The organism is Streptomyces sp. CNZ287 (genome assembly GCF_007827615.1).
Window position 1 is genome coordinate 36,883 of the sequence record NZ_VISV01000010.1, and the last position, 26,608, is coordinate 63,490.

A 26,608-nucleotide genomic window follows, 5' to 3' on the forward strand; every position below is an offset into this window, starting at 1 on the left:
CTCCATGATCGCAAAGGACAACTGTACCCGCGTTGCCCTCTTGCCTGCTCGAACCCGCCTGGGACCAGTTCAAGGCGCTGCTGCCCGCCCGCGGGGAGTTCGACCCAAGCCACCCACTGGGCTGCCATCGGAGGCGGATCCCGGACCGCATAGTGTTCGAGCACGTCGTACAGGCACTCGTCCACGGCTCCGGATACGAGCGGATCGCCTCCCCTGGCTGCTCGGACCGTATTATCCGTCGCCGCGTCAAACTCTGGGCCACGTTGGGCCTGGCGCAGAAGGTGCACGAGCTCGCCCTGGAGGCCATACGACCACGTGATCGGCCTGCAGCTCCAGGAGTCCGCGGACGGCTGCATCACCAAGGCACCCGGCGGCGGTGACAAGTCCGGTCGATCTCCAGTGGATCGGGGCAAGCAGGGCTTGGAGAGGTCGGTCGCCGTCGAGGCCGCCGGAGTGCCGCTCGGCCTGGTCGCTGAAGGCGCCAACCGACACGACTCCCCGCTGCGTGAGCCGACCTTGGCGGCTGTGAAGGAACAGGTCGGACCACTGCCGGACGACGTGGAGATCAATCTCGATGCTGGTTACGACAACAAGGCCGCGCTCTGTTGGACCGGCTCGGCTTCGAGAGCACCATCGCCTATCGGGGCGTGCCCGCCCCGATTCAGGCCGGCACGAGGTGGATAGTGGAACGGACGCATGCCTGGATGAACGGCTACGGCAAGCTGCGACGCTATACCGAGAAGAATGGCGTGGTTGTGGACTTCTACCTCCACCTCGCCGCCGCCTTCGTCACGCTGCGTGTCCTGATCCAGCGAGCCCACAAGCGCTACCGCTGGGACCGCCGCCCCACCACTCGGCGGCTGAAGTGACCGCCTACTGCCGGTCGCTCTAAATGAGTCCGGGCGGGCGAAAGTCTGGCCGCATGGGTGTTTTGGACCAATTCCGGGGGCGGCGAGCCCCGTATTCGTCCCGGTGGCGCGCGTTCCGCCGGCCCGGCACGGCCCCGGGGCGGGCAAGTGAGCCCAGCGGGGCGAAAGTCGGCCCTCGGGGCGCGATTCGGGCCGGACTGCCGGGTGTTACCGCGAGTTACGGCGAGATTCCTCCGCCCCGCCGGGAGGGGGCATCTACGAGCCGGGCCCGGCCCCCCCTGCCCGGTGCCGCGCCCACCCGCGATGAGGGGGCCAACTCCCCGCGTCCCGGCGCCCGTCCGCCGGGAACATCGGCGATCAGCACCGCCCCGCCTCCGGCCTCCGCCCCACGTCTGCCGGGAACATCGGCGCTCGGGACAGACCCGGCGCCCGGGGTCCAGCCCCTGTCCGCCGGGGGAATCGGCGATCGGGCCCGGCCCGGGCGCCGGTGGCCTCGGCCCCCCGTCCACCGGGCACGGCATCCGTAGTCCCTGTCGGAGGGCGCCCGCTCCCTCCGGGCCACCCTTAGCCGCCGGTCTGTTACGGGCCGGAGTCCGGTGTCAAGGGTGGGGCGAAGCCCCATCGCGCAGCGACGTTCCCGGAGCGAAGCGGAGGGAGCGCCCTTGACGCCGGGCGGAGGCCCGCACACTCCAAAGCGGGGTGGCCCGGGGGGAGCCCCAACGACACGGCTACTCCCCTCGCCGCCACCCCGCACACCGGCCCACCCCACGCACCACCGCCCGCCCGACGCCGCACCCCGCACGGAGCCGGGTGAATCCGCGCGTACGGCATGAATCCGCGCCCACTGGGCGGAGGACTCGCCGTAGAGGTGGCAGGGCGGTAGGCGTTTCGGCCACTGCCGAAGGCGGGGGCGAGGGTAGCCGCGCGCGGGTGCTGAGGCCAAGGGATGTACCAGATCCCATCAAGGTTGCGTACCAGTACCCGCTGGCAGAGTTGGCACCGCCAACACGGCTTGCCAACACGCCCGGGGGGACGACGCCTTGCCACCGCCATCTCGCGGAAGAATCTGAGGCTGCCGCGGCCATCGTCACGGTGCTCTCCGTAGCCGGCCCCTCGCAGCCGCATCGCCGTCCACCCTCACGGGATCGACGGCACCGGGGGCTACGGCATCCCTCAGACCACCCAAGCGATCCGGGGACGCACTCGCCCTCTGGATCCGGGGCATCACCGACAACACGCTCTCACCGGGTACGTGAAGCCGCCCCGGGCCCGGAGTGTCCGAGCACCGTGCACACGGGCGACGGCAGGGCCGCTCCCACGGTTTTCGGCGACGGTCCGTGTGGTGCATGGGGGGAAACGAAGGCTCCGGCCTCACGAACGGGTCTGCCAAGCGGCCGAATCCGAACGGCGCGACGTGCAGGTCACATGCGACCACGCGCCGCATCCGTGCGCACATCCACCGACCAGCACATCACAGCGTCATCGCGAACGAGAAGGACAGGTACATGCGCAAGAAGACACGACTGATCGGCGCCGCCATGGTGGGGGCCGTTCTGCTGCCCCTCGGGGCGTCCACCGCCTTCGCCGGGCCGGAGTCGGCGGGAGCGCCGGCGGAGGCCACGCGGGACTGCTCCGCACCGCTTCCAGACGATCCCACAGCGGCGGCGAAGCAATTCCTGACGCTCGTCGGGACGCTGGATGACCGTGGCCTGACGCAGGCCGAGATCGACGCGAAGCTGGCCGCGGACAACTGCCTGGACCGGGTGGACAGCGGCGGAGGGGTCGACACCCGGGACCCGGACGACGAGATCACCCTTTCCAGGCCGGAGATCTACAAGGTCAGCGGGAAGAACCGCTACGTTGCCCGTGCCGCCTGGAAGTGGACGAAGATCCCCAAGGAGGTCAAGGGCTACGACGGCTTCGGCCTGAGCTTCAGCAAGAAGGTCGCCCCTGTGTCCCACGTACTGAGGTACAGGGGCAAGTTCATGGACTGGAAGACGAAGACCCAGGCGAAGGCGTCCAACTCCTACGGGTCGGGATTCATCTTCAACGAAGGCCCCCGGGGCGGCACCGGGGACCTTGCGGACATGCAGGGCAGAATCGGTGAAATGGGCATCACCTTCAAGGCCGCCAAGAAGGGCTGCTCAAGGCACCAGGTGTTCTCGGCATACGGCCACACCTGGAATTCCACCGACGTGACCGGCATGACCATCGGCGCCGACTCATTCGGCTTCGCCTGGTCCAGCAGCAGCAACAGGTGGGATCAGGCCAGCCGGGCCAGCAGTGAAGTGAAGGTGTGCCGGAGTTAGCAGCGGCATGGACCACGCCGGGTCGGCGCCCCGTGAGCGGCGCCGGCCCGGCCTCGGTCGCGCAGTCCGGATGCGTCGGCACGAGGGCGATACGTTCCGCGAGGTGCAGAAGTCGGCCCGCATGGGCGTTTTGAGCCGGTTCAGTGGATGGACTACCACGAGTTCGTCACGCCCAGGTGCACCCGAGACGCCCCGGGTGTGGAATCGGGCGAAACCGGCGCCGAGGGTCCGGTCCGGGCCGAATCCGGGGATGAGGGGACGCTGTCAGCGGTCCGCGTACTCCCCCAGGACGACCACCGCCACCACCGCGCCGCCGAAGGCCGTGACCGCCCGCCACGCCGTGTGCAGGTGGTGCCTCGTCGCACGCGCGGCCACCGTCGCGATGTGCGGGCTGTCGGGCTGCGGGGCGTCGGCGGCCCGCCCGGTGTCTGCTGCCCCGCGCGGCGGGGCGATGGAAGCGCTGCTCATGTTTCCAGCGTGCCGCGGGCCACCTGCGGAAACCTCGGCCCGCGGGCGGAACCCCACCGCCCCGGATCTACGACCCAAGGGCCAGCCGCACCCCTACGGAAGTCTCAGGGTTCCCCCGACTTCCTCGTCCCGCGGCACCCCCGGCACCCGCGCCGGCTCCAGCGTCGCCCGTACGGTCTTGCCGGCGAACTCGCGCGGGAACCACGACACCTCCGCCCCCAGCCCCCGCGCCAGGAACAGCCCCCTCCCCCGCTCGTCCTCCGGCCCCGGCGGCGACGCGTCCGGCATCCGCGGCGGCTGCGTCGTCTGCGGGTCCGATACGTCGATCACCAGTGAACCGTCCTCCCGCACGGCCAACCGCACCCACACCCGGCGCCCGATCTTCCGCCCGTACTGGATCGCGTTCGTCACCAACTCCGACACCACGAGCGCCGCGTCCTGCGCGTCCCCACCCCACCGCCACAGCGCCAACTGCCGCCGCACGTGCACCCGCACCAGCGGCACGGACCGGTAGCCCATCACGTACCCCATCGACCACTCGCGCGACATCCCCTCCGAACCGCACGCTCCATGCTCGGCCATCCACACCAACTCCAGAATTACAGTGACACTTTGGGATTTACCGCTGTATTGCCGTAGCGCTCGGTCACGCTGCGTGGTGAAAGGCTTTCGGAGCGGAACGGCCGAGAGCAAGGCCCGCCGCGTGACAGACGCGACCTGAACCGGGAGGCAGACATGACCCCACGCAACGCCACCCACCGCGCGACAGGTACGACGGCCGCGATGTTCGGCGACGTGCTGAAGCACTTGCGCGAGGCAGCAGGCATGACACAGGCGGAACTGGCGAAGCTCATCCCCTGCGACCGGTCGTACGTCGCGAGGGTCGAGACGGGGACGAGCGTTCCGCCGGACACGTTCGCGGAGAAGTGCGACGAAGTGCTGGGTGGTAACGGACTGTTAGCGCGGCTGTGGCTGAAGGTCGACTGGTACCCGGATGTGGCGCATCCGGACTGGTTCGAACGACGGGCGAAGATGGACGCGGAGTGCGTGGCGTTGCGGGCGTACCAGGAGGGAGTCGTGCCGGGTTTGCTACAGACCGAGTTGTACGCCCAGGCACTGTTCGCTCGTGTCTCGGAAGATGAGGAGAAGGTCGAGGAACGCGTACGAGCCAGGCTCAGCCGCCAGCAAAGGTTCTTCTCGCCGCAAGGCCCCTTGTACATCGCAGTAATCGACGAGAGTTGCCTGCGCAACGTCGTCGGCGGCCCGGAGGTCATGCGCATGCAGTGCGAACACCTGCTCACCGCAGGTCAGCGGGCCAACATCCAGATCCAGGTGGCCCCGGCCGACCGGCCCGAACTCATCCGCCCGCGCGGCTCGATGTCGCTGATCACGCTGCCGGACGACGAAAAATGGGCCTACGCGGAAGCACTTGACCATGGGTACTTCAGCGGGAATCCAGCGGCCTTCGAGCAACACCTGCGGACCTATGATGTGCTCAGGGCTGACGCCATGTCGGCTCGCGAATCCGCCACTCTGATCGGCGAGTTCATGGAGGGATACGGGCAGCATGGCCATGACCTGGCGTAAGAGCAGCTACAGCCACGACAACGGCGGCGACTGCATTGAGGTGGCCGCGGACTGGCGCAAGAGCAGCTACAGCGATGACAACGGCGGCAACTGTGTGGAGGTAGCCACCACCCCCACCACCATCCCCGTGCGCGATTCGAAAGACCCCCACGGCCCCCACCTGGCCTTCACTCCCGCCGCATGGGACGCCTTCGTCGCCGCCGTCAAGCGCGAGGAGTTCCCCACCACCTGACAGTGCCCTCTTCTCCATCCGTCTCCGGACCGCTGCGCCGCGAAACCGGGACGTAACGTGCGCTTATTACGATCGCCCCATGCGCACCGGGGTGGACAGAGCAGACGACGGGGATACGCGGGTACGGCCGGGAACCGAGGACGACCTCGAAGAGCTGACCCGCATCTACAACCACTACATCGTCGAGACGCCGATCACCTTCGACGTCGAGCCGCTCACCGTTGATCAGCGTCGCCCGTGGCTGGAGTCCCACCCGGGCCGGGGTCCGCACCGGCTGCTCGTGGCGGAGGAGGGCGGCAAGATCCTCGGCTATGCGACCAGCAGCCCGTTCCGCCCGAAACCGGCGTACTCGACCTCTGTCGAGACCAGCGTCTATCTGGCGCCCGAACACGTAGGGCGAGGTGTCGGGGGCCTGCTCTACACCTCCCTCTTCGAGGTGCTGGAGCAGGAGGACGTGCACCTGGCCCTCGCCGGGGTGGCGCTGCCGAACGAGGCGTCGGAGCGGCTCCATCTGCGCTTCGGGTTCCGGCCCGTCGGCGTGTACGAGGAGGTCGGGCGGAAGTTCGGTAGGTTCTGGGACGTCGCCTGGTTCCAGAAGACGCTCGCTCCCTGACCCTGCCCGGCTCACGGCGCCAGGCGCCGGCTCAGGCCGGGCCCAGGTCCGGGGCCGCGCCCGTGGCCGCGTCGAGTGCCACCACGCCGTTCTCGTTGGTGACGTACACGAAGTCGTACGCCGTGACCGGGCCGTTCTCCCGGTTGCCCGGGGACAGGCTGGAGAGTGTCGATGTGGTCCAGCGCTCGGAGCCGTCACCGGTGTCGAGGGCCCGGACGCTGCCCACATCGCTCAGGGTCTCGCCGAAGTAGACGAGGCCCCCCGCTACCGCGAGCTGCGTGGGATTCACCGTCGACATGCCCTCGTTGGTCCACTTCTTGTCGCCCGACGACGCGTCGAACGCGTGGACGCGTCCGTCGTCACCGGCGGCGTAGACCGTGTCGTCCGCGAGGTAGAGGGTCTGTTTCGTTGCGGCGGTCCCCTCGATCGACCACTTCTTGGTGCCTTCGTCGGCGTGGATCGCGTAAAGCCTCCCGTCGCCGGCGCCGGCGTACACGAGGCCGCCGGACACGAGGGGCGCCTGTGGGAAGCCCTTGTCCGCGGGGAAGGTCCACTTCAGGTCGCCGCTGGCTGCGTCCAGCGCGTAGAGGGTGTTGTCCTTCCCGGCGCAGCCGACGTACACGGTGCCGTCGGCGACCGTCGGGGAGGAGTAAAGCTCGTCCCCGCACGGAAAGCTCCACGCCTTCCGGCCTCCGTCCGCGTGCACGGCGTACACGTTCGTGTCCAGGCTCGAGCAGTAGACGATTCCGGCGATTCCGCCGGACACGGTCGGCCTGCTGCGTATCCGGTCACCGGTGGGGAAGGTCCACTTCTTCTTTCCGTCCGCGTCCAGCGCCCACAGTTCTTCGCCGCCGCCCACGTACACCGTCCCGTCGGCGGCGGTGGGCTGGTCCGGGAGGAAGGAGAACCTGGGGCCCGCCCAGAGCTTCTTTCCGGTGCGCGCGTCCAGGGCGGTGATCCTGAAGTCGGCCGAGACGTACAGGACACCGTCGGCCACCGCGCATGCGGTCGGCGGCTCGCTGGTGATGTCGTAGCGCCACGGGCGGACTTTGCGCTTCGGGGCGGCGTCCGCTTCCGGCCCGGTGGCGCCGGAGCCGCCACCGTCGGCCCGTTTGGCACCGTCGTCCGTGGCCAGGGCGAGTGCGAGCCCGCCGCCGGCCACCAGCACCACCGCTCCGCCCAGGCCGTACAGCAGCGCACGGCGGCGCCCCGGCGCGGCGGGACCGCCCCCCGCACCCGGGGCGTTCCCGGGTGCGGCAGGAGCGGCCGTCCGGGTCGGCAACCGGTGGGCCGCGGGCGGCTGTCCGGGGGCCGACGGCGCGTACGGGGGCGGGTCGGCCGGGGCCGGGGCCGGCGGTGTGCCGGGGGCGGTGGGCGTGGCGGTCGGGGTGGGAGTGACGGCCCGGCTGCCGTCGGCGTCCGCCGGGCCCGGCTCCTGCGGCCGCACCGAAGCCAGGTCCAGAGCCCGCAGTTCGTCGTGGACCGAGGCCGCGGACTGCGGGCGGTCGGCCGGTTCCTTCGCGAGCAGCCGCAGCACCAGGTCATCGAGGGCGACGGGAAGCCCGGAGCGCCGCACACTCGGCGCCTCCGGCGCTCTGGTCAGATGGGCGGTCATCAGCGACACCGGGTCGTCCGCGTCGAACGGCACCTGCCCGGTAAGCAGTTCGTGCAGGATGCAGCCGATAGCGTACAGATCGCTGCGGGCGTCGCCGGAGTGCTGCGCGAACCGCTCCGGGGGCATGTAGGCGAGGGTGCCCATGACCTGGCTGGACTTGTCGGTGGCGGCCATGAAGCGGGCGATGCCGAAGTCGAGGATCTTCACCTCGCCGCCGGTGGTGAGCATGAGGTTGGCGGGCTTGAGGTCCCGGTGCACCACACCCGCGTCGTGCGCGGCGGCCAGCGCGGCGGTGGTCTGGGCGGCCCACTCGACGCCCACCGCGGGCGACGGCGGGCCGTCCTCGCGCAGCACGACGGCGACGTTGCGCCCGGCCACGTACTCCATGACGAGGTAGAGTGTGCCGTCACCCGGGTCGCGGCCCAGGTCGTGGACGGTGACGACGCCGCGGTGGTTCAGCCCGCCCGCGGTGCGCGCCTCGCGGAAGAACAGGTCGGCGGCGGGCCCGTGTTGGTGGTCCGGCAGCAGTTTGACCGCGACGCGGCGCCCGATGACCCGGTCCCGGCCCTCCCAGACCTCCCCCATGCCGCCCCGGCCCACGAACGCCACCAGTTCGTACCTGTCGGCGATGACCCGCACCCCTGCCCCCTTCGGTACCGCACCCCGGTGGCGCCGTCGCGTTCCGCTGCGAACAAAGTTGTACCGGATGCGCCCGGGGTCCTCACCGGCCGGGTCGGCCCCGGCCGGTGGCGGCCGTCGATGCCGGGCCGAAGGGGGTTGCCGAGCCGTATGTCAGTCGTCCGTCGCCAGGCAGTAGCCGTTCGGCGACGGGGTCAGCGAGCGCAGGGAGTAGGCAGCCCGCGGCTCGAAGACGCTACCGGGGGCGATGCCCCTGTTGTACGTGCCGGTCAGGCAGTACCCGGTGCTCGTTTCGTTGACCACCGACGCGATGGCCAAGGGCGGGTCGAAGTCCTGGCGGCTGCCCTCCGGCACGCGGATGGTGAAGCCGTTGAGCGGCTGGACGCAGACGTACCCCTTGACGCACGAAGGCGCCGCCGGGGCGTCGGCCGCGGGCGGCGCGGCGGTCGCCGTGGCCGTGCCGGCGAGGGTGGCGGTCAGGGCGAGGGTGGCCAGGGTGGCGGATAAGCGGGTTCTTCGCATGGGGCGGGGCTCCTTCTGGTCCGTAGCAGAGCGAAACGCTTGTCGGCGTACAGACAACTGCCGCACACGGCCGGACGCCAGCGCAGTACCGGCCATTCGCCCCCGCGGCGAAATTCGTTGGACCGGTCCGCCTCCCCGCCCGTATGCTCGCGCGTCTGCCCCCGCCTCACCGGCTGATCTCGCACGCCGGGAGTGCCGCCTGCCGGTCGGAAACCGGCGGCCTACGCCACGCCCGTGACCGTACCGCCAGCCGCCGGAGGCTTGTTCCACCATGTCCGACCCCACCCCTACGACCGGCACCGCCCCCAGCCCCGCTCCCCCCGCCCCCCTCGTCCGCGAGCGGGCCCACCTCGCCGCGTCCCGTACCGCACTGCGCGCCATGCGCGCCGACGCCGAGGCGCTCGACCTCACGGACGTCACCGCGAGCTGGGTGAGCGGCGAAGTCCTCCAGGCCGAGATCGACCTGCGGATCAAGGCCCTCGCCGACCTCGCCGACACCCCGCTCTTCTTCGGGCGGCTCGACTACGCGCGGGAGGGGAGCCCCGGGGAGCACTTCTACATCGGGCGGCGGCACGTGCACGACGCCGACGGGGACCCGATGGTGATCGACTGGCGGGCGCCGGTCTCGCAGCCCTTCTACCGGGCGTCGAAGCAGGACCCCATGGATGTGTCCCTCCGCCGCCGGTTCGGGTACGACCGCGGGGAGATCACGGCGTACGAGGACGAGCATCTGACCGACCCCCACGAGGCGGCAAAGTCGAGCGCCCTCCTCCAGCGGGAGATCGAGCGGCCGCGCGTCGGGCCGATGCGGGACATCGTGGCGACGATCCAGCCCGAGCAGGACGAGATCGTGCGGGCGGAGATCGGCGGGACGGTGTGCGTGCAGGGGGCGCCGGGGACGGGGAAGACGGCGGTGGGGCTGCACCGGGTGGCGTACCTGCTGTATGCGCACCGGGAGCGGCTGGCGCGCACGGGGACGCTGGTGATCGGGCCGAACGACTCCTTCCTGCGGTACATCGAGCAGGTGCTGCCGACGCTGGGCGAGCTGGACGTGAAGCAGGCGACGGTGGCGGAGCTGGTGGCGCACGTGGAGGTGCGGGGGTCCGATCCGGCGCCGGTGGCGCGGCTCAAGGGCGACGCGCGGATGGCGGAGGTGCTGCGGCGGGCGGTACGGGCCGGGGTGACGATGCCGACCGAGCCGGTCGTGGTGGTGCGCGGGTCGCGGCGGTGGCGGGTGCCCGCATACGAGGTGGAGGAGCTGGTACGGGAGCTGCTCGCGCGGGACATCCGCTACAACTCGGCGCGGGAGGCGCTGCCGCAGCGCATCGCGCACGCCGTGCTCGTACGGATGGAGCGGGCCGGGGAGGCGCCGGACGACCGGGTGCAGGACGCGGTGGCGCGGAACCCGGCGGTCAAGGCGGCGGTGAAGGCGATCTGGCCGGCGGTGGACCCGGTGAAGCTGGTGCTGCGGCTGCTGTCGGACGCCGGCTTCCTCGCCGCGCACGCGGAGGGGATCCTCGACGCGGACGAGCAGCGGCTGCTGCTGTGGGAGAAGGCGCCGCGGGGGGTGCGCTCTGCGCGGTGGTCGGCGGCGGACGCGGTGCTGATCGACGAGGCGCGGGACGTGGTCGAGCGGACGCCGTCGCTGGGGCACGTGGTGCTGGACGAGGCGCAGGATCTGTCGCCGATGCAGTACCGGGCGGTAGGGCGGCGGTGTTCGACGGGGTCGGCGACGGTGCTGGGGGACATCGCGCAGGGGACGACGCCGTGGGCGACGGAGAGCTGGGCGGTCGCCCTCGCGCACCTGGGGAAGCCGGACGCGGTGGTGGAGGAGCTGACGCAGGGCTTCCGGGTGCCGCGGGAGGTCATCGCGTACGCGTCGCGGCTGCTGCCTTCGATCGCGCCGGGGCTGAAGGAGGCGACGTCGATCCGCGAGTCGGCCGGGGACCTGGCGGTACGGGCGCTGCCGCGGGCCGCGCTGGACGGCTCGGTGGCGGAGGCGTGCGGGTCGGTGCTGCGGACCCGGGAGGGCTCGGTGGGGCTGATCGCGGCGGACGGGCGGGTGGCCGCGCTCGGGGCGGCGCTGGCGGCGGCGGGGCTGCCGTTCCTGTCGCCGGGTGAGGAGACGTCGTCGGAGGCGCGGCTGACGCTGGTGCCGGCGTCGCTGGCGAAGGGCCTGGAGTACGACTACGTCGTGCTGGACGACCCGGCGACGATCGTGGCGGCGGAGCCGGACGTACGGACGGGGCTGCGGCGGCTGTACGTGTGCCTGACGCGGGCGGTGTCGGGGCTGACGGTGCTGCACGCGGAGCCGCTGCCGCCGGAGCTGGCGGTGTGAGCCGCCGTAGCCGCGGCGGCGGTCCCTGCCGACCTGCGGGGGACCTGCCGGGACCCGCCCGGACCCGCGGCGCCACGGCGCGCCCGGGTCACCCCGCCGGCAGCGGCCAGGACGGGCCCTCCGGCGTCCCGTACCAGAACCGCTGGGCGCGCGGCGTGACGGTGATGCCGAAGTCCTCCCGGGCCGGCCGGCCGCCCGGGAACAGGGACGCGACCTCCGCCACGGTGTCCCACACCCGCCGCGGGCCCGTCTGCCGGACGTCGCCGTCCGCCTGCGCCAGGACCGTCGAACCGTCCTCCGTCCACAGGCACATGCCGGCCACCGCGCCGTCGTCCGCCCGCCACGCGACGGCGTTGTAGCCGGGCAGGGCGAGGGAGAGCGGGAACGCCCACCGGCCGGCCAGCACGTCACTCACCCGCAGCGACGTGGACTCCGGTGGCCGGTCCCGCGCGCCGGTCAGGTCCGGGCCGCCGCCCGCGGGGGCCCGGAGGGGCATGAAGAGGGCGGGCGTCGGCAGGAAGCGGCCTTCGGCGTGGCCGGGAGCGGTGACCGCCGCCCGGATCAGTCCGAAGCCGATCGGGGCGACGATCACGGCGCCGTCCTCCGCCTGCTCCAGCAGCGCCCGGGGTACGGAGCGGAGTGCGGCGGTGGCGATGAAGCGGGAGTAGGGGGCGCGGGGCGGGTAGCCGAGGGCTCCGTCTCCGGTGGTGACGAGCCGCGCGCCACGGGCTCGGGCTGCCGTCGCCGAGGCTGGCGGCGAACTCCGCGCGCAGGGCTTCCGTCGGATCCGGGGCCATGTCGTTCCTCGTCGGCAGTCGGCGTGTGCGGCGGCGACCGGCAAAGCCCCAACCGCTTCCCGACCCTGCCCACCGGGCGGCCCGGCCGCACGCGAAGCGCACCGGACGGGGGCCGACGACCCCCCGGCCGGCCGAACACGACGGGCGGATCCCGCCGTCCGGCCTTACCGTGAAGGGATATGGGACCGGGACCTACGTGGCGCGGGCAACGGACGGAGAGCGGACCCGTGATCGACTACGAGGCCGTCTTCCAGGCCATGCCGACGGCGGCGGCGCTGTTCACCACGGACCTGGCCTACCTGGACGCCAACGATGCGTACTGCTCGACGTCGGGGCGGAGCCGCAGTCAGTTGATCGGCCGCTATGTCTTCGACGTCTTTCCCGACAACCCCGACAACCCCGAGGCGAGCGGCACGCGCAACCTGGCCGCCTCCCTGCGCCGGGTCGCGGCCACCGGGCAGCGCGACGCCATGGCCCTGCAGCGCTACGACGTGGAGTCGCCCGACCAGCCCGGGGTGTGGGAGGAGCGGTACTGGAGCCTGGTGAACGCGCCCGTCTTCGCGCCGGACGGGACCGTGGCCCTGCTGCTGCACCGGGTCGAGGAGGTCACCGAACTCGTCCGGGCGCGCGGCGGCGACGAGCGCACCCAGGTGCTTGAGGCCGACCTCTACGCCCGAGGCCGGGAGCTGCAGGAGCTCAACGAGCGTCTGCGCCTGGCGCACGCACGCGAGCACGAGGTCGCCCTCCAGCTTCAGGATGCGATGCTGCCCGCGCCCAACCCGCTCGGTCACCACCGGGCCGCGGTGCGCTACCGGCCCGCTGTCGCGTCCCTGAACGTCTGCGGCGACTGGTACGACATCGCCGACCGGCCCGGCGGCGACGGCACCGTCGTCGCCGTCGGCGACGTGGTCGGCCACGGACTGCGGGCAGCGGGTGTCATGGGCCAGCTCCGCAGCGCGCTCTCCGCCGCCTCGCTCGTCGCGGGCGGCCCCGCCCAGGCCCTGGAAGTCCTCGGCCGGTACGCCCGGAACGTCGACGCCGCGGCCACCGCCACCGCCGCCGCCGTGTTCATCGACTGGGCCGGCTGCTCCCTCACGTACAGCAGCGCCGGCCACCTGCCTCCCGCGCTCTGGCGTCCGGACGGCACCGTCACCTACCTCGCACAGGCCACCGATCCGCCTCTCGGCGTGCGCCCCGAGCGCAGCGCCCGCCCCGAGGCCCGGGTGGCGTTCACCGAGGGCTGTGCCCTCGTCCTGTACACCGACGGTCTCGTCGAGCGCCGGAACGAGGACATCGACGTCGGCCTGGCGCGGCTGGCCGATTCGATCGCCCGTCACGGCGCCGCAGATCCCGAGCAGCTCGCCGACGCACTGCTGGCCGACCTCATCCCCCCCACCGGCCTCACCGACGACACCGCCCTGGTGGTCGTCCGCCTGTAAGCGGGCCGTTCGGGTGACACCGAGCTGCTGAGTCCTGCCGAGGAAGGGGGCAGCGGCGTGCGTTCCCCCACGACGCACGCCGCTGCCGCCCGGCCCTGGCCTGTCCCTGTCCGCCCTGCTCTTGCGTCCCTACCGCGTCGGGCGGAGGAACCGCGGCGGGGTGAACTCCGTGAACGCCGGGTCCACCGGCCTCGCGGCGCCCGTGCCGAAGTCGAACGCCTCCTGGTACTCGGGACCGAACGATCCCGCCACCGCGTCCAGGCGCTCCGGCGTCAGGTTCCCCCACCGGCCCGTGGCCACCTTCCGGTCCAGCGCGACCAGCGCGACGATCTCCTCCGCCGACGCATGGGTCATTCTCCGTTCGGTCGTGACTACTTCCGAACGTTTGGATGCCCCGGCGGCCCGTTTCTCATCGGTCGTACGTCAGGAACAACGCCCCGCTCTCCACCGCCTCGTGCTCCGTCAGCTTCCACACCCGCGGGTCGAACGCCGCCTCGCGGCCGAAGAGCGGGATCCCCGCGCCCGTCGTCACCGGCGCCAGCTTCACGATCAGCCGGTCGATCTCCCCGTACAGCGCCCCCGCCAGCGCGCCGCCGCCGATCAGCCAGATGTCCTTGCCCTCCTCCTGCTTCAGCTCCGCCACCCGCGCGACCGGATCCCCGGCGACGACCTCGACCGCCGCGGCCGGGCTCTCCCCCAGGGTCGTGGAGAAGACCAGGTGGCGCAGGTGCGGGTACGCGTCGGGGACGCCGGCCGCCAGCCCGATCTCGTACGACTTGCGCCCCTCCAGCACCGTGTCGAAGCTGCTGCCCTCCGCCGTGACGCCCAGCGCCTCGCGGGCCATGAAGGGCAGCGTCTCGGGGTAGTGCGCGGCGAGGTACTGCACGTAGTCCGCGGGCAGCGGCCAGAAGCCGCCGGGGCCCGTCGGGTCGGCGCCGTCCGGTCCCGCGATGAAGCCGTCGAGGGTGGCGGCGATGTAGTAGACGAGCTTGCGCACGGCGGATTCCTTTGTTCAGCAGAAGATCGCGGCGCCCCCGGCCTCTCCGGCCGAGGGCGCCGTCACGAGCATAAACAGCGAGGTCAGCGGACGACCGTCTGGATCTCCTTCACGGTCACGTCCTGCTCGGACACCGACAGCCCGTCCGGCAGGTCGTCGTTCTGCGGCGTCCCGTCCGGGCTCGCGGTCGGGCTCCAGGTGACGTCCCAGACGATCTGCGCCTCCATGGAGTACGCGCCCTCGCCCGAGGACTTGCGGTACGTGATGTTGCAGCCGGAGCCGTCGCTGTCGACCTGGTAGCCGCCGTCCGCCTGCACCAGGTCGTACGTGCAGGAGGACGGCTCGGCGTACTCCGTGCCCGCGTCGATGCGCAGCGAGACCGGCTCGGCGACGGTCGTGGCCGCGATGTTGACGCCCGCCTGCTCGTTGACGAGGCTCGCCGTCGTCCACACGCGGTCCAGCGGCTCGCTGAACTCGATCTTCGTGGGCAGGTTCACCACGTTGCGGTCCGCGTTCGGCTTCAGGTCGACCGGCGGCGCCGGGAGCTTGGTCCTGTCGTACGCCAGGCCCGCGAGGATCTCCGGGTCGACGGCGTCGGCGGGCGGGTCGGGGTCGCCGCGGTCCACCCAGATCCACAGCTCGCCGATCTCACAGGAGCGCGGCGACATGACGGGGGTGCGCTCCCACCACATGCCGTCCTTGTCCTTGTGGGCGTCGGTCTCCTCTTTGCGGTTCTCCGCGGTCTCGTGGTCGATGCCCTCCAGCGGGCCCTTGTCCTCCATCTCCTCGTTGTGCTTGGCCAGCGCGTCGTTGGTGTAGCGAGGCTCGAACCAGCACACCGGCGGCGACCAGTTGCCGGTCGAGCTGGTCATGGGCTGTCCGCCACCGGGGCTGTGGTAGGTGAACTGCACGCTGGAGCCGATGTCCCCGTTACCGGTGTCCGCGCCGGGCGTGGTGGTGCCGGTAGGCCGCTCCGCCGCCGCGCCGCCGGCTGAGGCGAGCAGCATCGCGCAGGCCAGCGCGGCGACCGTGGCGGTGACGGTTGATCGGTGTGTCAGGCTTCGTCGCGACATTCCTTGCTCCCCCTGGTTGCCTGGTAGTCCACGACCTTCCAGATGTCCCCGCTCTTCTCCATCGTGGCACGTGCGTCGATGTAAGAGTCCAGGTCGGCCGGGGTCTTGTCGACCTTTCCGGTCTCGGCGTCCTTCACGTACGCCTCGCTCTGGTCCTCGCAGTACGCGACAACGGCGCGGTCGCCCTTCAGCGAGGTGACCTCGCGGAAGTAGAAGGTGTCGAGCCCGGTGATGGTGATGCCGTCCTTGCGGTACGCGGCGAAGTCGGCCTCGAACGTGGCGGCGGCCTCGCCGTCCCAGTACTGCTCGAAGTTCGGTGTGGCCTCGGTGGCGGCGTACGCCTCCTGCTGGGCCATCAGCGCGTAGCCGTGGTCCCGCAGGATCGCGTCCTTCTCCTCGTCCCCCGTCGCGTCCTCGGCGATCTCGACCTTCACGTCGTCCGGCAGGTCGAACTCCGGAGCGCCGGGCTCCTTTTCGGACGGGTCACCGGACGGCTCCTTGTTGCCCGTCTTCGCGCCCTCGATCCTGTCACCGGACGACGGACCCCCGTCGTCACCGCCGCAGCCGGCCAGCAGCAGCACGGCTCCCAGCGCCGCGGCCACCGCCGATGCACCTGCACTACGCGCTTTCATGGCGCGGTTCCCTCCGTCGTCTCGGGGAGGGGAGCCACCTGCCCCCGTCGTGCCTCAACGAGATTAGCGAAGCCGGGTGGCGTCTTCGATGGCAGGAAAGCAACCATGCGGTCACAGAAGCGTGATAGCTGCGGCCGTTCCGTACGCGTCAGGCGTCCGCGTGCTGGCGGGCGGCCAGCGCATGGGCGACGTCCTTCGTCGCCGGGTAGAGGTCGAGGTAGTGGCCGTAGAGGTCCGCGTAGACGGCGCCCGCGGCGGGGTCCGGGGTGACGGTCGACTCGACCGGGTTCCAGGCGGCGATGTCCGCCGGTGCCGCCGTACCGGCGCCGACCGCCGCCAGGAACGCATCACCGTACGCGGCGCCGATCAGGTGCCTGGGGATCTCCTGCTCCCTGCCGGTGACGTCGGAGACGATCTGCGTCCACAGCTCGCGCGCGCCGCCGCCGACCGCGACGAGGCGGGCCGGTGCGCCGCCGGCCCCGGTCATCGCGGCGAGGTTGTGGCGGACGCCGTACGCGGTGGCCTCCAGCGCGGCGCGGTAGAGGTGGCCGCGGGTGTGGCGCAGCGTGAGGCCGTGGACGAGGCCGCGGGCGTCGGGGTCGAAGAGCGGGGTGCGCTCGCCCGCGAAGTAGGGGAGCATCAGCAGCCCTTCGGCACCCGGCGGGACGGCGGCGGCCTCGGCGACGAGGGTGGCGTAGTCGGAGCCGGTGAGGTCGCGCAGCCAGCCCGTGACGGCGCCGGAGGTGGCCATGCCTGCGGCGAGGCAGTACGTACCGGCGAACGCGCCCGCCGTACCCCACAGCTTCGGGCTGGACACCGGCTCCTCGACCACGTTGACCAGGAACATGGTCGTGCCGTACATGAGCATCAGATCGCCCGCGCCGGTGGCGCCGACCGCCGTGGACTCCGCCCAGGCGTCGACGGTGCCGGCGACGACGGGGATGCCCGCGGGCAGGCCCGTGGCGGCAGCGGCGGCCGGTGTGACCTCGCCGACGACGTCGGCGGGCCACACCAGTTCCGGCCACTCAAGGCCCGGCGCGATCTCCTCACACCGCTCCGCGATCCAGCGCCGCTCGCGCAGGTCGTACAGCGGCGTGCACTGGCTCGCGGAGTGGTGGTCCAGGACGTACGCGCCGGTGAGCCGGTGCGCCAGGAGCGAACTGGCCATGTACCAGCGGCGGGTACGGGCGTAGACCTCCGGCTCGTGCCGGCGCAGCCACTCCAGCTTCGGCCCCACGGCCTGGCTGGTCAGCGGCGAGCCGCACTGCGCGATGACCGCCTCCGCGCCGTACCTGGCGGTCTGCGCCTCGATCTCGGCGCCGGCCCGGGTGTCGACCCCGTAGAGGATCGCGGGCCGCAGCGGGGCGCCGGCGGCGTCGACGGGCAGCAGGCAGGGCCCGATGCCGCTGACCCCCACGGCGTCGATCCCCTCCTCCGCCGCGGTGGTCAGCTCCGCGGCCAGCGCCGTGAAGTCCGCCCACCACACCTCCTCGGCATCGTGCTCGACCCACCCCGGCCGCGGGGTGGAGGTGGCGTGTTCGCGTACGGCCTGGGCGACGAGCGTGCCGTCACCGCGGACGAGCACGCCCTTGGACGACGAGGTGCCGATGTCGATGCCGAGGAGGAGCCCCATGGTTGTCAGTCGACCTTCCCGCTCATGTCGTACGTGGCGTAGACGTCCTCGGCGTTCTCCTTGGTGATCTCCACCGTGCCGAGGATCTGCTTCTTCTCCACCTTCTTGCCCGCGGCGATGTCGGCCGCGGTCTTCGCGGCCTCCTCCGCCCCGGTCGGGTACAGGTAGGTGTACGCCATCCGCTCCTGCTGGACCGCGCGGATGCCGCCGTCCGGGATGGCGAGTCCGTCGATGCCGATGAATGTGATCTCGTCCTTGCCCGCGGCCTTCGCCGCCTGCTGGGCGCCGATGGCCATCGGGTCGTTGTGGGCGTAGACGAGGTCGATGTCGGTGCCGCGGGCGAGCCACTGCTGCATGATCTTCGTGCCCTCGGGCTGGAGCCACTTGCCCTCGCGCTCCTCGACGACCTTGATGCCGGGGTTCGCCCCGATGGCCTCCATGAAGCCGTCGTGGCGCTGCTTCTGCGGCTCGGTGGAGAGCAGGCCGCGCAGCTCGGCGACGTTGCCGCCGTCCGGCAGCTCGCGGACGACGGCTTCGCCCGCCTTCTTGCCGATCTCGCGGTTGTCGCCGCCGATGAAGGAGGTGTAGCACTCGGTGTCGACGGTGCGGTCCAGGATGATCACGGGAATGCCCGCGGCGCACGCCTGCTCGACGGCGGGGGTGACGGGGGCGGGCTCGTTCGGCGAGACGATGAGGATGTCGACCTTCTGCTGGACGAACTGCTGGATCTGGCTGACCTGCTGCGCGTTGTCCTGCTGGGCGTCGGCGATGGGCAGCAGCTTGAGGTCCGGATAGTCCTTGACGTAATGCTCCAGTTGCTTGTTGAGCTGGGCGCGGTACGGCTCGGCGTTGTTGGCCTGCGAGTAGCCGATGACGAACTCGTCGCCCGCGCCCTTCTCGCCGCCGCCTCCGCCCTCCTCGGTCTTGGAGGCGCAGCCGGCCGCCAGGGCGGTCGCGGCGAGCACGGCGGTGGCGGCGGTGAGCGCGCGGCGGAGGGTGCGGGTGCGGTGCCTGCTGGTGCTGCTGCTCATCGTGGAGTCTCCTCAGAGGCGGGTGCGGGTGCGGGGCCGGGGACCTGGGCCTTGGCGGGGGTGCGGTCCGGTCCCGTGCGGGAGCGGCCGCCGCGTAGCCTGTCGATGCCGTTCCTGATGCTCTGCAGCAGGTCGGGGCGTTGCAGCACGACCGCAAGGACGACGATCGAGCCCTTGATGACCAACTGCCAGTTGTCGTCCACGGCGTTCAGGCCGAGGACGTTGTCGAGCAGGGTGAGGATCAGCGCGCCGACGAAGGTGCCGATGATCGTGCCCTTGCCGCCGGCGAGCGAGGCGCCGCCGATGACGGCGGCGGCGATGGCGTCGAGTTCGTAGGTGTAGCCGGCCTGCGGGTCGGCGGAGACGCTGTACGCCGCGTCGATGGGGCCCGCGAAGCCGGCGAGCATCCCGGAGAGGGTGAAGACGGCGATGATGACGAAGGTGACGTTGATGCCGGAGAGCCGGGCGGCGGTGGGGTTGCCGCCGACGGCGTAGACGTGCCGGCCGAAGGTGGTGCGGGACAGCAGCAGGTGGAAGACGACGCAGACCATGAGGAAGGCGAGGACGGGGAAGTAGATGCCGTCCGGGCCGAGGATGCCTTCGAGGACGTTGTTGTCGGGGGTGCCGAGCTTCTGGAACGACTCGGAGTTCTCGGTGAGTTCGCCGTCCGGTCCGGCGACGAGGGTGCCGACGGACTCGTTGTCGCTCATCTTGCGGTCGAGCCCTCTGGCGATCGACATCATCGCCAGAGTCATGACAAACGATTGAATCTTCAGCCACGCGGTCCCGATGCCGTTGGCGAGGCCGAAGCCGGCGCCGATGAGCATGCACGCCGGCACGATCAGCCAGACGGGCATGTCGTGGTGCGCCACCATGATGGCCGCGGACATCGAGGCGAAGCCCATCAGCGAGCCGACCGACAGGTCGATGCCCGCCGCCAGGATGACGAGCGTGACGCCGACCGCGAGGATGCCGCGGGTGGCGAACGCGCCCACCGCGTTGGTGAGGTTGGTCTGGTTGAGGAAGACGTCGCCCTTGGTGATCACGCCGAGGGCGACGATGAGGATCAGGCCGATGTACGCCTGGAGCGAGCCGAGCACCGGCAGGATCCGCCGGGCCCGCGACACGGCCCCGTCCGGTCCCCCGTCGCCGGCGGTCGCCGCGTCCGGCTGGGTCTTGGTCATCTCCGCCTCAGCTCCGCGTTCCTCGAAGGTGGTGGGTGGTGACGGTCTCGCGCGCCATCGCCGCGGTGAGGATGGCCTCCTGGCCGGCCTGCGGCCCGTGCGCCGGATCGCGGTGGAACTCGCCGGTCAGCCGGCCCTCGCAGAGCACCAGCACCCGGTCGCACATGCCGATCAGCTCGGGCAGCTCGGAGGAGACCGCGAGGATCGCGGTGCCCTGCGCGGCCAGCTCGTCCATGAGCCGGTGGATCTCGGCCTTGGCGCCGACGTCGATGCCGCGCGTCGGCTCGTCCATGAGCAGCACGCTGGGCTTCGTCAGCAGGCACTTGGCGAGCACGACCTTCTGCTGGTTGCCGCCGGACAGGTGCTGTACGGCGGTCTCCATGCCGGGCGTCTTCACCTTCAGCGCCTCGATCTGCCCGGCGACCGCGGCCCGTTCGCGGCGCCTGTGCACCGTGCGCCACGGGGTGCGGTAGCGGGCGAGGGCCGCGAGCGAGCCGTTGAAGCGCACGGTGTTGGCCGTGACGAGGCTCTGCCCCTTGCGGTCCTCGGCGACGAGCGCGAGGCCGCGGCGGAGCGCGTGGCCGGGGCTGCGCGGCCGGTACGGGCGGCCGTCCACGGTGATCCGGCCGTGCGCCCGGGTCCCGTAGTGGCCGAAGAGCGCCTGGAGCACCTCGCTGCGCCCGGCGCCCATCAGCCCGGCGAGCCCGACGATCTCCCCGGCCCGTACGGAGAGGTCCACGTCGTACAGCGACGGGCCGCCGTCCTGCGCGACGTACGTCAGCCCCTCGGCGGCGAGGCGCACCTCGCCGCTTCGGTGCTGCTCCGCGCGGCGCGGGAACAGCTCGCCGAGGGGGCGGCCGACCATGAGCCGGACCAGCTCGGCCCGGGTGGTCTCGGCCATCCGGCGGCTGCCGACGTACGCGCCGTCGCGCAGCACGGTGACGGTGTCGGCGATCTCCTCCAGCTCCTCCAGGCGGTGGGAGATGTAGACGACGCCGACGCCGCGGGCGGTCAGGTCGCGGATGACGGTGAAGAGGCGGCGTACCTCGGCGTCGGCGAGCGCCGACGTCGGCTCGTCCATGACCAGCAGCCGGACGTCGAGGTTGAGTGCCTTCGCCACCTCGATGAGCTGCTGCTCCGCGAGCCGGCAGTGCTTGACCGGCCGCCGCGGCGGCACGGCCAGGCCGAGGCCCGCGAGCAGTTCGCGGGCGCGGGCCTCCTGGGCCTTCTTGTCGACGGTGCCGCGGGCGGTGCGCAGCTCGCGGCCGAGGAAGACGTTCTCGGCGACGGACAGCTCGGGGACGAGGTTCAGCTCCTGGTGGATCATTCCGATGCCGTGCCGCTGCGCGTCCCTGGGCGAGTGGATGGCGGCGGGCACACCGTCGCGCTCGATGACGCCCTCGTAGTCGGGGTGGACCCCGGCGAGGACGTTCATGAGCGTCGACTTGCCCGCGCCGTTCTCGCCGAGGAGCGCGACCACCTCCCCGGCGTGCACGGTCAGCTCGACTCCCCTGAGCGCCCGCACCCCGGGGAACGACTTGGCGATCCCGCGCATCGCGAGTAACGGTTTCGCGTCGCTGGACATGCGGTTGGATGCCTCCCCTTCCGTTGCTTGTCAGACGGTTGGTTCTGCGGTGGCCGGGCCCGTCGCCCCATCCGGGGGCTGCGCCCCGGGGCCGCCCCGCGCGCTCCGGCCGAAGCACCGGTGACGACCCGGCCGGCAGCGACGCGGAACCCCGCCGCCGGAGCCCGCGGCTACTCCGCGTCCCCGAAGCCGTCGTACGCGATGCCCAGTTGGTCGCAGACCGCGCGGAGGTCGGCGACGTAGTCGCCGGGGACCGCGTGGATGTGGTTGCTGCCGAAGCGGGTCAGGAACTCCTCCGCCGTGGGGCTCAGCCGCGCGAAGGCGTGCGGCCACTCCCACGTGGTGGCGCGCATCATCCGCTCGTTGGTCTCCGCGTCGTACTGCTCCAGGTCGCCGCGCATCACGTGCATCCGGTACTCGCCGCGGAGCCGCGTCAGCCGGGCGAAGGTCATCGCGCCGGGGGCGGCCAGGTGCTGGACGGAGGCGCCGCCGGCCGGGAAGTAGAAGACCTCCGGGAGGAAGTTGACGTGCCGCATGTTCTCCGCGGGGTCGTCGGAGCGGGCGGCGTACCAGGTGGCGTGCTGGCCGGAGTTGCACAGGTCCCAGACCTGCTTGTCGCTGTCGTAGTGGCGGATGTCGGCGAAGAGCACGGGGTCGCCGGAGAGCAGCTTGAGGAGCTGCATCGTCATCGCCGCGTCCATGTCCGCCTCGGTGGAGGTGACGTGGGTCTCCTTGGGGCCCTCCCAGTCGTACGGGTCGTTGAGGAACGCTTCGGCGACGTCCATCGTGGCGAAGTGAGCGGTCAGCTCCGGCTGGCCCTTGATGCCGGAGAAGTCCAGGTTCCACTCCTCGATCAGCTCGCGCATCGCGTAGTACGAGCGGATCTGCCGCTCCAGCAGCTCGGGGGTGAGCCGGTCGCCGTCGTAGTGGACGCCGGCCGCGTGCCGCTCGATCCAGGTACGGGCGTTCTTCACCCGCGCCGCGTCGGCGTTCTCGCTGCGCCGCACGATCTCCCACTGGTCGATCTCCTCGACATCGACGCCGAAGACCTTCATCCACTGGTCGGTGTTGGCGGTGGCGGTGTACATCCCCATGGGCCGGCCGCCGATCCGGCCGAAGGTGGAGCCGCGCAACTGCTGCACGGCGGCGCCCGCGCGGACGTGGGTGAGGATCCGGTCCCGTACCGCCGGCTCCGCCAGGTCGCCCCAGGCGCGGGCGTGGACGCGGCCGATCTGGTCCAGGCCGCCGGCGCCGGCGAGGAGGCCGACCATGCCGGGGTACTGCGGGTCGAGGTTGGCGACCATCAGGACCGGCCCCGGCGTGGCCTCGGCGGCCAACATCGTGAAGTGCGGGAACGTCCACACGGAGTGGTGGAAGATCGTCACGTCCACGTGCCGCTCGGCGAGCCAGCGGGCCTGCGAGGTGGCGAGGACGTTGGACTCCACGTGCTCGGGCGCGACGATCACCTCGTGCCCGGCGTCGGTGAGCATGGCGGCCAGCTCGCGCGCGGCGCGGGAGACGTGGTCGCGTACGTCCCGCTGGACGTAGTCCCGGCCGTCGGAGATGGACAGCAGACCGATGCGTGCCATGTGGCTGGCCTCCAATTGCGTGCGGTTGTGATGCGTGGTGACGGTGGAGCGGTGGGCGTACGCGCGCGGGGTGACGTCTGCGCGTACGGGCGGGCGGCGGCGGCGCGTTACTTGAGGCCGGAGGTCTTGATGGACTCGACCATCTGGCGCTGGAAGAAGAGGAACAGCATCAGCATCGGGATCACCGCGACCACCGCGGCGGCGAGGATGTAGTTCCAGTTCGAGCCGTACTGGGTGGTGAAGGACGCGATGCCGACCTGGGTGACGGTCAGGTTCTCGCTGCTGGTGGCGACCAGCGGCCAGGCGAAGGCGTTCCAGTTGGCGAGGAAGAAGAACACCGAGAGCGCGGCCAGGATGGGCCGGGACAGCGGCAGGATGATGCTCCAGTAGATCCGCCAGTAGCCCGCACCGTCGGCGATCGCCGCCTCCTCCAGCTCCCGCGGGATGCCGAGGTAGAACTGGCGCAGCAGGAAGATGCCGAAGGCGTTGAAGAGCGGCGGGATGATGAGGGCCGCGTAGCTGTCGAGCATGCCCATCTCGCGGACGACGATGAAGAGCGGGATGAGGATCACCGGCGGGGTGATCAGCAGCGTGGAGAAGATGACGACGAAGATGCCGTCGCGGCCGGGGAAGCGGAGGCGGGCCAGGGCGTAGGCGGCCATGGAGTGGAAGAAGAGCGCGAGGATCGTGATGATCGCGGCGGTGAAGAAGCTGTTCCACAGCCAGCGGTCGAAGGCCACTTCGGTGAGGACGTAGCGGAAGTTCTCCCAGGTGACGTCCTCGGGGAGCAGCTTGCCGTCGGTGACCGCCTCGCGCGGCTTGATCGCCGAGGTGATGAGCCAGAGGACCGGGAAGACACTCAGCACCGACAGCACGATGGCCAGCACGGTGAGCCCGGCGCGGGCACGGCGCCGGCCGGGGCCGCGCAGCGGGGTGGGGCGGGCGGCGGTGGTGGTGCCGCCGGCCGGGGTGTCAATGCTCATCGTCGAACCTCCCGCCCTTGGTCGCCTTGAAGATCAGCCAGGACAGGGCGACCATCACCAGGACGAGGAAGGAGCCCAGGGCCGCGGCGTAGCCGTACTCGCCGAAGACGAACGCCTGTTGGTAGATGTAGAACATCGCCACGGCGGTGCCGTTGGCGGGACCGCCGTCGGTCAGCACGAAGATGAGGTCGAAGGTGCCGGTGATCGCGGCGACCGTGCTGACGATGAGGACGAAGAAGCTGGTGGGCTTCAGCAGCGGCCAGGTGATCTGCCGGAACGAGGTCCAGGGTCCGGCGCCGTCGATCTTCGCGGCCTCGTACAGCTCCCGGGGGATCTCGTTGAGACCCGCCAGGAAAATGATCATGTAGTAGCCCATGTAGTACCAGACGGTGACCGCGATCACCGCGTACAGCGCGAGGCCGGGATCGCCGAGCCAGGAGCGGGCGCCCAGGCCCGCCTCGCCCGCGGCCTTGTTCACCACGCCGGTCTGGTCGTCGAGCATGAACTTCCAGAGCAGGCCGACGACGACGAGACTCAGCATGTGGGGCAGAAAGAGCGCGGTGCGGTAGACCGCCATGCCCGGCAGCATCTGCTTCATCAGCACGCCCAGGCTGAGGCTGACGACGAAGAGCGTCGGCACGAGGATGACGACGTACTTCGCGGTGACCCACATCGAGGACCAGAAGTACGGGTCGTTGAACATGCGCTCGTAGTTGCCGACGCCGATCCATTCGTACGAGCCGAAGCCCGAGACCTGGAAGAAGCTCAGCACGAACGACAGCAGCATCGGCAGGACGACGAAGAGCCCCAGGCCGAGGGTGTCGGGCAGCAGGAACAGCGCGGCGGCCAGCCGCTCGCGCCCCTTGCGGCCGAGCTTGCGGCGGCCCGCGGGCGCGGCGGCGCGCTTCACGGCGCCGGGGGCGCGCTCTTGCTGTGCGGCGATGCTCGTCATACGAGGCTCGCCCCCTGGTAGCTCTTCATGAAGGCGTCGATGGTCTGGGCCGCCCGGTCGGCCTCGCCCTCCACGCCCTTGCCGGCGAGCATGGTGGCCTGGATGGCGTCGGAGATCGCCTTGTAGACGATCGGCGGGTAGCGGGGCTCGGCCCGGCCGCCGGGGAAGATGTCCTCCTTGAACTTCTTCATCGCCCAGGAGTCGTAGCCGCCGCGCTCCGCGCCGCGCTCCAGGGCGGAGGTGCGCGGGGAGATGTCGGACTTCACGCCCGTGCACCACTCGACGGTGCGGTCGATGGACTCGTCCGACATCCCGCCGAGGGCCCAGCCGCAGAACTCGGCCGCGGCGTCGGGGTTGGCGCCCTGGGTGCTGGCGCAGAACGACCAGCCGCCGAGGGTGGTGGTGTACTCGCCGCCGGGCGGCACGGGCAGCTTGAAGACCCCGTACTCGTGGTCGGGGGCGCCCGCCTTGAACGCCTGGACCTCCCAGATGCCGATCTGCCACATGCCGGCGAGGCCGGAGGTGAAGGCGGTGATGCGGTCGTCGGCGGCGGGGAGCGTACGGGGCGCGATGCCGGCTTCGACGGCGTCCTGCCAGAGCGCGAGGGCCTGGCGGGCGCCTTTGGAGTCGAAGGCGACGTTGCCCGCCTTGTCGACCACCTCGCCGCCGCCCTGCCACATCCAGCAGTACCAAGTGAAGTTCTGGTAATAGCCGGGGTCGGTGTGGAAGACGAGGCCGGCGGCGCCGGTCTTGCTGCGGATCTTGTCCCCGGCGTCGAGGAGCTGGTCCCAGGTGGTCGGGATGTCGGCCTCGGAGAGGCCGGCCTCCTCCCAGACGGGGACGTTGTAGAACATCGCCAGCGGTTCGACCTCCATGGGCAGGGCGTAGACCTTGCCGCCGACGGTGCGGCTGGCGAGGCTCGTGCCGTAGTCCTCGACCACGCCGTCGTCGAGGTGCGGGGTGAGGTCGGCGAGGATGCCGCCGTTGTAGTAGCGGGTGAAGTCGCCGGGGCTGAGCAGGAAGATGTCGGGTCCCGCACCGGCGGCGAAGGCGGTGACCATCTTCGAGCCCTGGTAGCTGACGCCGGGGACGAAGTACGGCTCGATCTTGACGTCGTGGGTGTCGTTCCAGTCCTTGACGAGCTTGTCGAACCACTTCGACTGGGCGACCATCGCGGGGTCGGACGCCTTCGGGTCGTAGAAGTGCCAGAACTTCAGCGTGCCGCCGTCGGCGCTCGCGGAGCCGCAGCCGCTGAGCAGCGGGGTCGCGGCGGCCGTCGCGGCGGCGGCCGCGCCCGCGGTGCCGCCGAGGAAGCGGCGGCGCGAGGGGGCGCCGGGGGTGCGGCGGCGCGCGGGGGCGCCGGGGGTGCGGCGGCGCGCGGGGGCGCCCCGGGCGGGTACGGCGCCGTTGCCGTGGTGGAGCATGTCGTGCCCCTGTCTGTCGGTTGGGTGCTGGGGTCGGGAGCGCGGGGGCTCGTACGGGCTCGGTCGGGCTCAGGCGGGCTCAGCGGGGCTCAGCCGG

The 26,608-nt window shown here is 71.4% G+C and carries 23 protein-coding genes and 1 pseudogene; 7 read left to right on the forward strand and 17 right to left on the reverse strand.

Annotation, left to right across the window (positions count from 1 at the left end; all coding sequences use genetic code 11):
- The first annotated feature begins 32 nt into the window (after window positions 1-32).
- Together FB457_RS18975 and FB457_RS18980 are read left to right on the forward strand one after the other, a co-directional pair.
- Window positions 33-869, forward strand: a pseudogene (locus FB457_RS18975) (IS5 family transposase).
- 1,505 nt (window positions 870-2,374) lie between these two features.
- Window positions 2,375-3,178: a hypothetical protein gene (locus FB457_RS18980; protein ID WP_145782527.1), complete on the forward strand. Its 804-nt coding sequence runs from the start codon at window positions 2,375-2,377 to the stop codon at window positions 3,176-3,178.
- A 264-nt stretch (window positions 3,179-3,442) separates the two neighbouring features.
- Here the strand turns inward: FB457_RS18980 and FB457_RS18985 are convergent, their stop codons facing one another.
- Together FB457_RS18985 and FB457_RS18990 are read right to left on the reverse strand one after the other, a co-directional pair.
- A complete protein-coding gene (locus tag FB457_RS18985) occupies window positions 3,443-3,646 on the reverse strand; it encodes a hypothetical protein (protein ID WP_047017372.1) in 204 nt (67 codons plus the stop codon).
- 93 nt (window positions 3,647-3,739) lie between these two features.
- Entirely contained in the window at window positions 3,740-4,228 is a 489-nt protein-coding gene (locus FB457_RS18990) for an ATP-binding protein (protein ID WP_253911379.1), read from the reverse strand.
- Between the two features lie 201 nt (window positions 4,229-4,429).
- Between FB457_RS18990 and FB457_RS18995 the strand changes: the two genes are divergently transcribed.
- From FB457_RS18995 to FB457_RS19005, 3 genes are all read left to right on the forward strand, one after another.
- Window positions 4,430-5,233, forward strand: a complete 804-nt coding sequence (locus FB457_RS18995; RefSeq protein WP_047020264.1) for a helix-turn-helix domain-containing protein — start codon at window positions 4,430-4,432, stop codon at window positions 5,231-5,233.
- Window positions 5,220-5,465 carry a DUF397 domain-containing protein gene (locus tag FB457_RS19000; protein WP_078898689.1) on the forward strand — a complete coding sequence of 82 codons (246 nt, stop codon included), beginning with the start codon at window positions 5,220-5,222 and terminating at the stop codon, window positions 5,463-5,465. The genes FB457_RS18995 and FB457_RS19000 overlap by 14 nt, the downstream gene beginning before the upstream one ends.
- A 79-nt stretch (window positions 5,466-5,544) precedes the next feature.
- On the forward strand, window positions 5,545-6,078 hold the full coding sequence (locus tag FB457_RS19005) for a GNAT family N-acetyltransferase (protein WP_047017370.1): 534 nt from the start codon (window positions 5,545-5,547) through the stop codon (window positions 6,076-6,078).
- 31 nt (window positions 6,079-6,109) lie between these two features.
- Here FB457_RS19005 and FB457_RS19010 read toward each other — a convergent pair whose 3' ends face one another.
- Both FB457_RS19010 and FB457_RS19015 read right to left on the reverse strand, forming a co-directional pair.
- On the reverse strand, window positions 6,110-8,332 hold the full coding sequence (locus FB457_RS19010) for a protein kinase domain-containing protein (protein WP_145782530.1): 2,223 nt from the start codon (window positions 8,330-8,332) through the stop codon (window positions 6,110-6,112).
- Window positions 8,333-8,485: 153 nt separating this feature from the next.
- Window positions 8,486-8,854 carry a hypothetical protein gene (locus tag FB457_RS19015; RefSeq protein WP_047017368.1) on the reverse strand — a complete coding sequence of 123 codons (369 nt, stop codon included), beginning with the start codon at window positions 8,852-8,854 and terminating at the stop codon, window positions 8,486-8,488.
- A gap of 271 nt (window positions 8,855-9,125) precedes the next feature.
- Here FB457_RS19015 and FB457_RS19020 point away from each other — a divergent pair, with 271 nt between their 5' ends.
- Window positions 9,126-11,192 (forward strand): HelD family protein, encoded by a 2,067-nt coding sequence (locus FB457_RS19020; RefSeq protein WP_047017367.1) that lies wholly within the window; start codon window positions 9,126-9,128, stop codon window positions 11,190-11,192.
- 88 nt (window positions 11,193-11,280) lie between these two features.
- On the opposite strand, the gene FB457_RS19025 is transcribed toward FB457_RS19020, so the two are convergent.
- Window positions 11,281-12,033 (reverse strand): class I SAM-dependent methyltransferase, encoded by a 753-nt coding sequence (locus FB457_RS19025; protein ID WP_145782532.1) that lies wholly within the window; start codon window positions 12,031-12,033, stop codon window positions 11,281-11,283.
- Between the two features lie 135 nt (window positions 12,034-12,168).
- On the opposite strand from FB457_RS19025, the gene FB457_RS19030 reads away from it, so the two are divergent.
- A complete protein-coding gene (locus FB457_RS19030) occupies window positions 12,169-13,428 on the forward strand; it encodes a PP2C family protein-serine/threonine phosphatase (RefSeq protein ID WP_047017366.1) in 1,260 nt (419 codons plus the stop codon).
- A 129-nt stretch (window positions 13,429-13,557) separates the two neighbouring features.
- Here the strand turns inward: FB457_RS19030 and FB457_RS19035 are convergent, their stop codons facing one another.
- The 12 genes from FB457_RS19035 to FB457_RS19090 form a co-directional block, all read right to left on the reverse strand.
- Entirely contained in the window at window positions 13,558-13,782 is a 225-nt protein-coding gene (locus FB457_RS19035) for a hypothetical protein (RefSeq protein WP_145782534.1), read from the reverse strand.
- A 55-nt stretch (window positions 13,783-13,837) separates the two neighbouring features.
- Window positions 13,838-14,425: a dihydrofolate reductase family protein gene (locus tag FB457_RS19040; protein WP_145782536.1), complete on the reverse strand. Its 588-nt coding sequence runs from the start codon at window positions 14,423-14,425 to the stop codon at window positions 13,838-13,840.
- 83 nt (window positions 14,426-14,508) lie between these two features.
- Window positions 14,509-15,498, reverse strand: coding sequence for a hypothetical protein (locus FB457_RS19045; protein WP_145782538.1), 990 nt, complete (start codon window positions 15,496-15,498; stop codon window positions 14,509-14,511).
- Window positions 15,480-16,130 (reverse strand): hypothetical protein, encoded by a 651-nt coding sequence (locus FB457_RS19050; protein WP_047017362.1) that lies wholly within the window; start codon window positions 16,128-16,130, stop codon window positions 15,480-15,482. The genes FB457_RS19045 and FB457_RS19050 overlap by 19 nt, the downstream gene beginning before the upstream one ends.
- 148 nt (window positions 16,131-16,278) lie before the next feature.
- On the reverse strand, window positions 16,279-17,763 hold the full coding sequence (locus FB457_RS19055; RefSeq protein ID WP_047017361.1) for an FGGY-family carbohydrate kinase: 1,485 nt from the start codon (window positions 17,761-17,763) through the stop codon (window positions 16,279-16,281).
- A 5-nt stretch (window positions 17,764-17,768) separates the two neighbouring features.
- Complete coding sequence (locus tag FB457_RS19060) at window positions 17,769-18,794, reverse strand: substrate-binding domain-containing protein (RefSeq protein WP_145782540.1); 1,026 nt, start codon at window positions 18,792-18,794, stop codon at window positions 17,769-17,771.
- Entirely contained in the window at window positions 18,791-19,978 is a 1,188-nt protein-coding gene (locus tag FB457_RS19065; RefSeq protein WP_047017359.1) for an ABC transporter permease, read from the reverse strand. Before FB457_RS19065 ends, FB457_RS19060 begins: the two co-directional genes overlap by 4 nt.
- A 7-nt stretch (window positions 19,979-19,985) precedes the next feature.
- Complete coding sequence (locus FB457_RS19070) at window positions 19,986-21,563, reverse strand: sugar ABC transporter ATP-binding protein (RefSeq protein WP_145782542.1); 1,578 nt, start codon at window positions 21,561-21,563, stop codon at window positions 19,986-19,988.
- Between the two features lie 170 nt (window positions 21,564-21,733).
- Window positions 21,734-23,152, reverse strand: a complete 1,419-nt coding sequence (locus tag FB457_RS19075; RefSeq protein ID WP_047017357.1) for an L-fucose/L-arabinose isomerase family protein — start codon at window positions 23,150-23,152, stop codon at window positions 21,734-21,736.
- Between the two features lie 107 nt (window positions 23,153-23,259).
- Entirely contained in the window at window positions 23,260-24,135 is an 876-nt protein-coding gene (locus FB457_RS19080; protein ID WP_047017356.1) for a carbohydrate ABC transporter permease, read from the reverse strand.
- The gene (locus FB457_RS19085) at window positions 24,125-25,087 is read right to left on the reverse strand and encodes a carbohydrate ABC transporter permease (RefSeq protein ID WP_047017355.1); all 963 of its coding nucleotides are present in this window, start codon (window positions 25,085-25,087) and stop codon (window positions 24,125-24,127) included. The genes FB457_RS19080 and FB457_RS19085 overlap by 11 nt, the downstream gene beginning before the upstream one ends.
- Entirely contained in the window at window positions 25,084-26,511 is a 1,428-nt protein-coding gene (locus tag FB457_RS19090) for an ABC transporter substrate-binding protein (RefSeq protein WP_145782544.1), read from the reverse strand. The genes FB457_RS19085 and FB457_RS19090 overlap by 4 nt, the downstream gene beginning before the upstream one ends.
- Window positions 26,512-26,608: the final 97 nt, after the last annotated feature.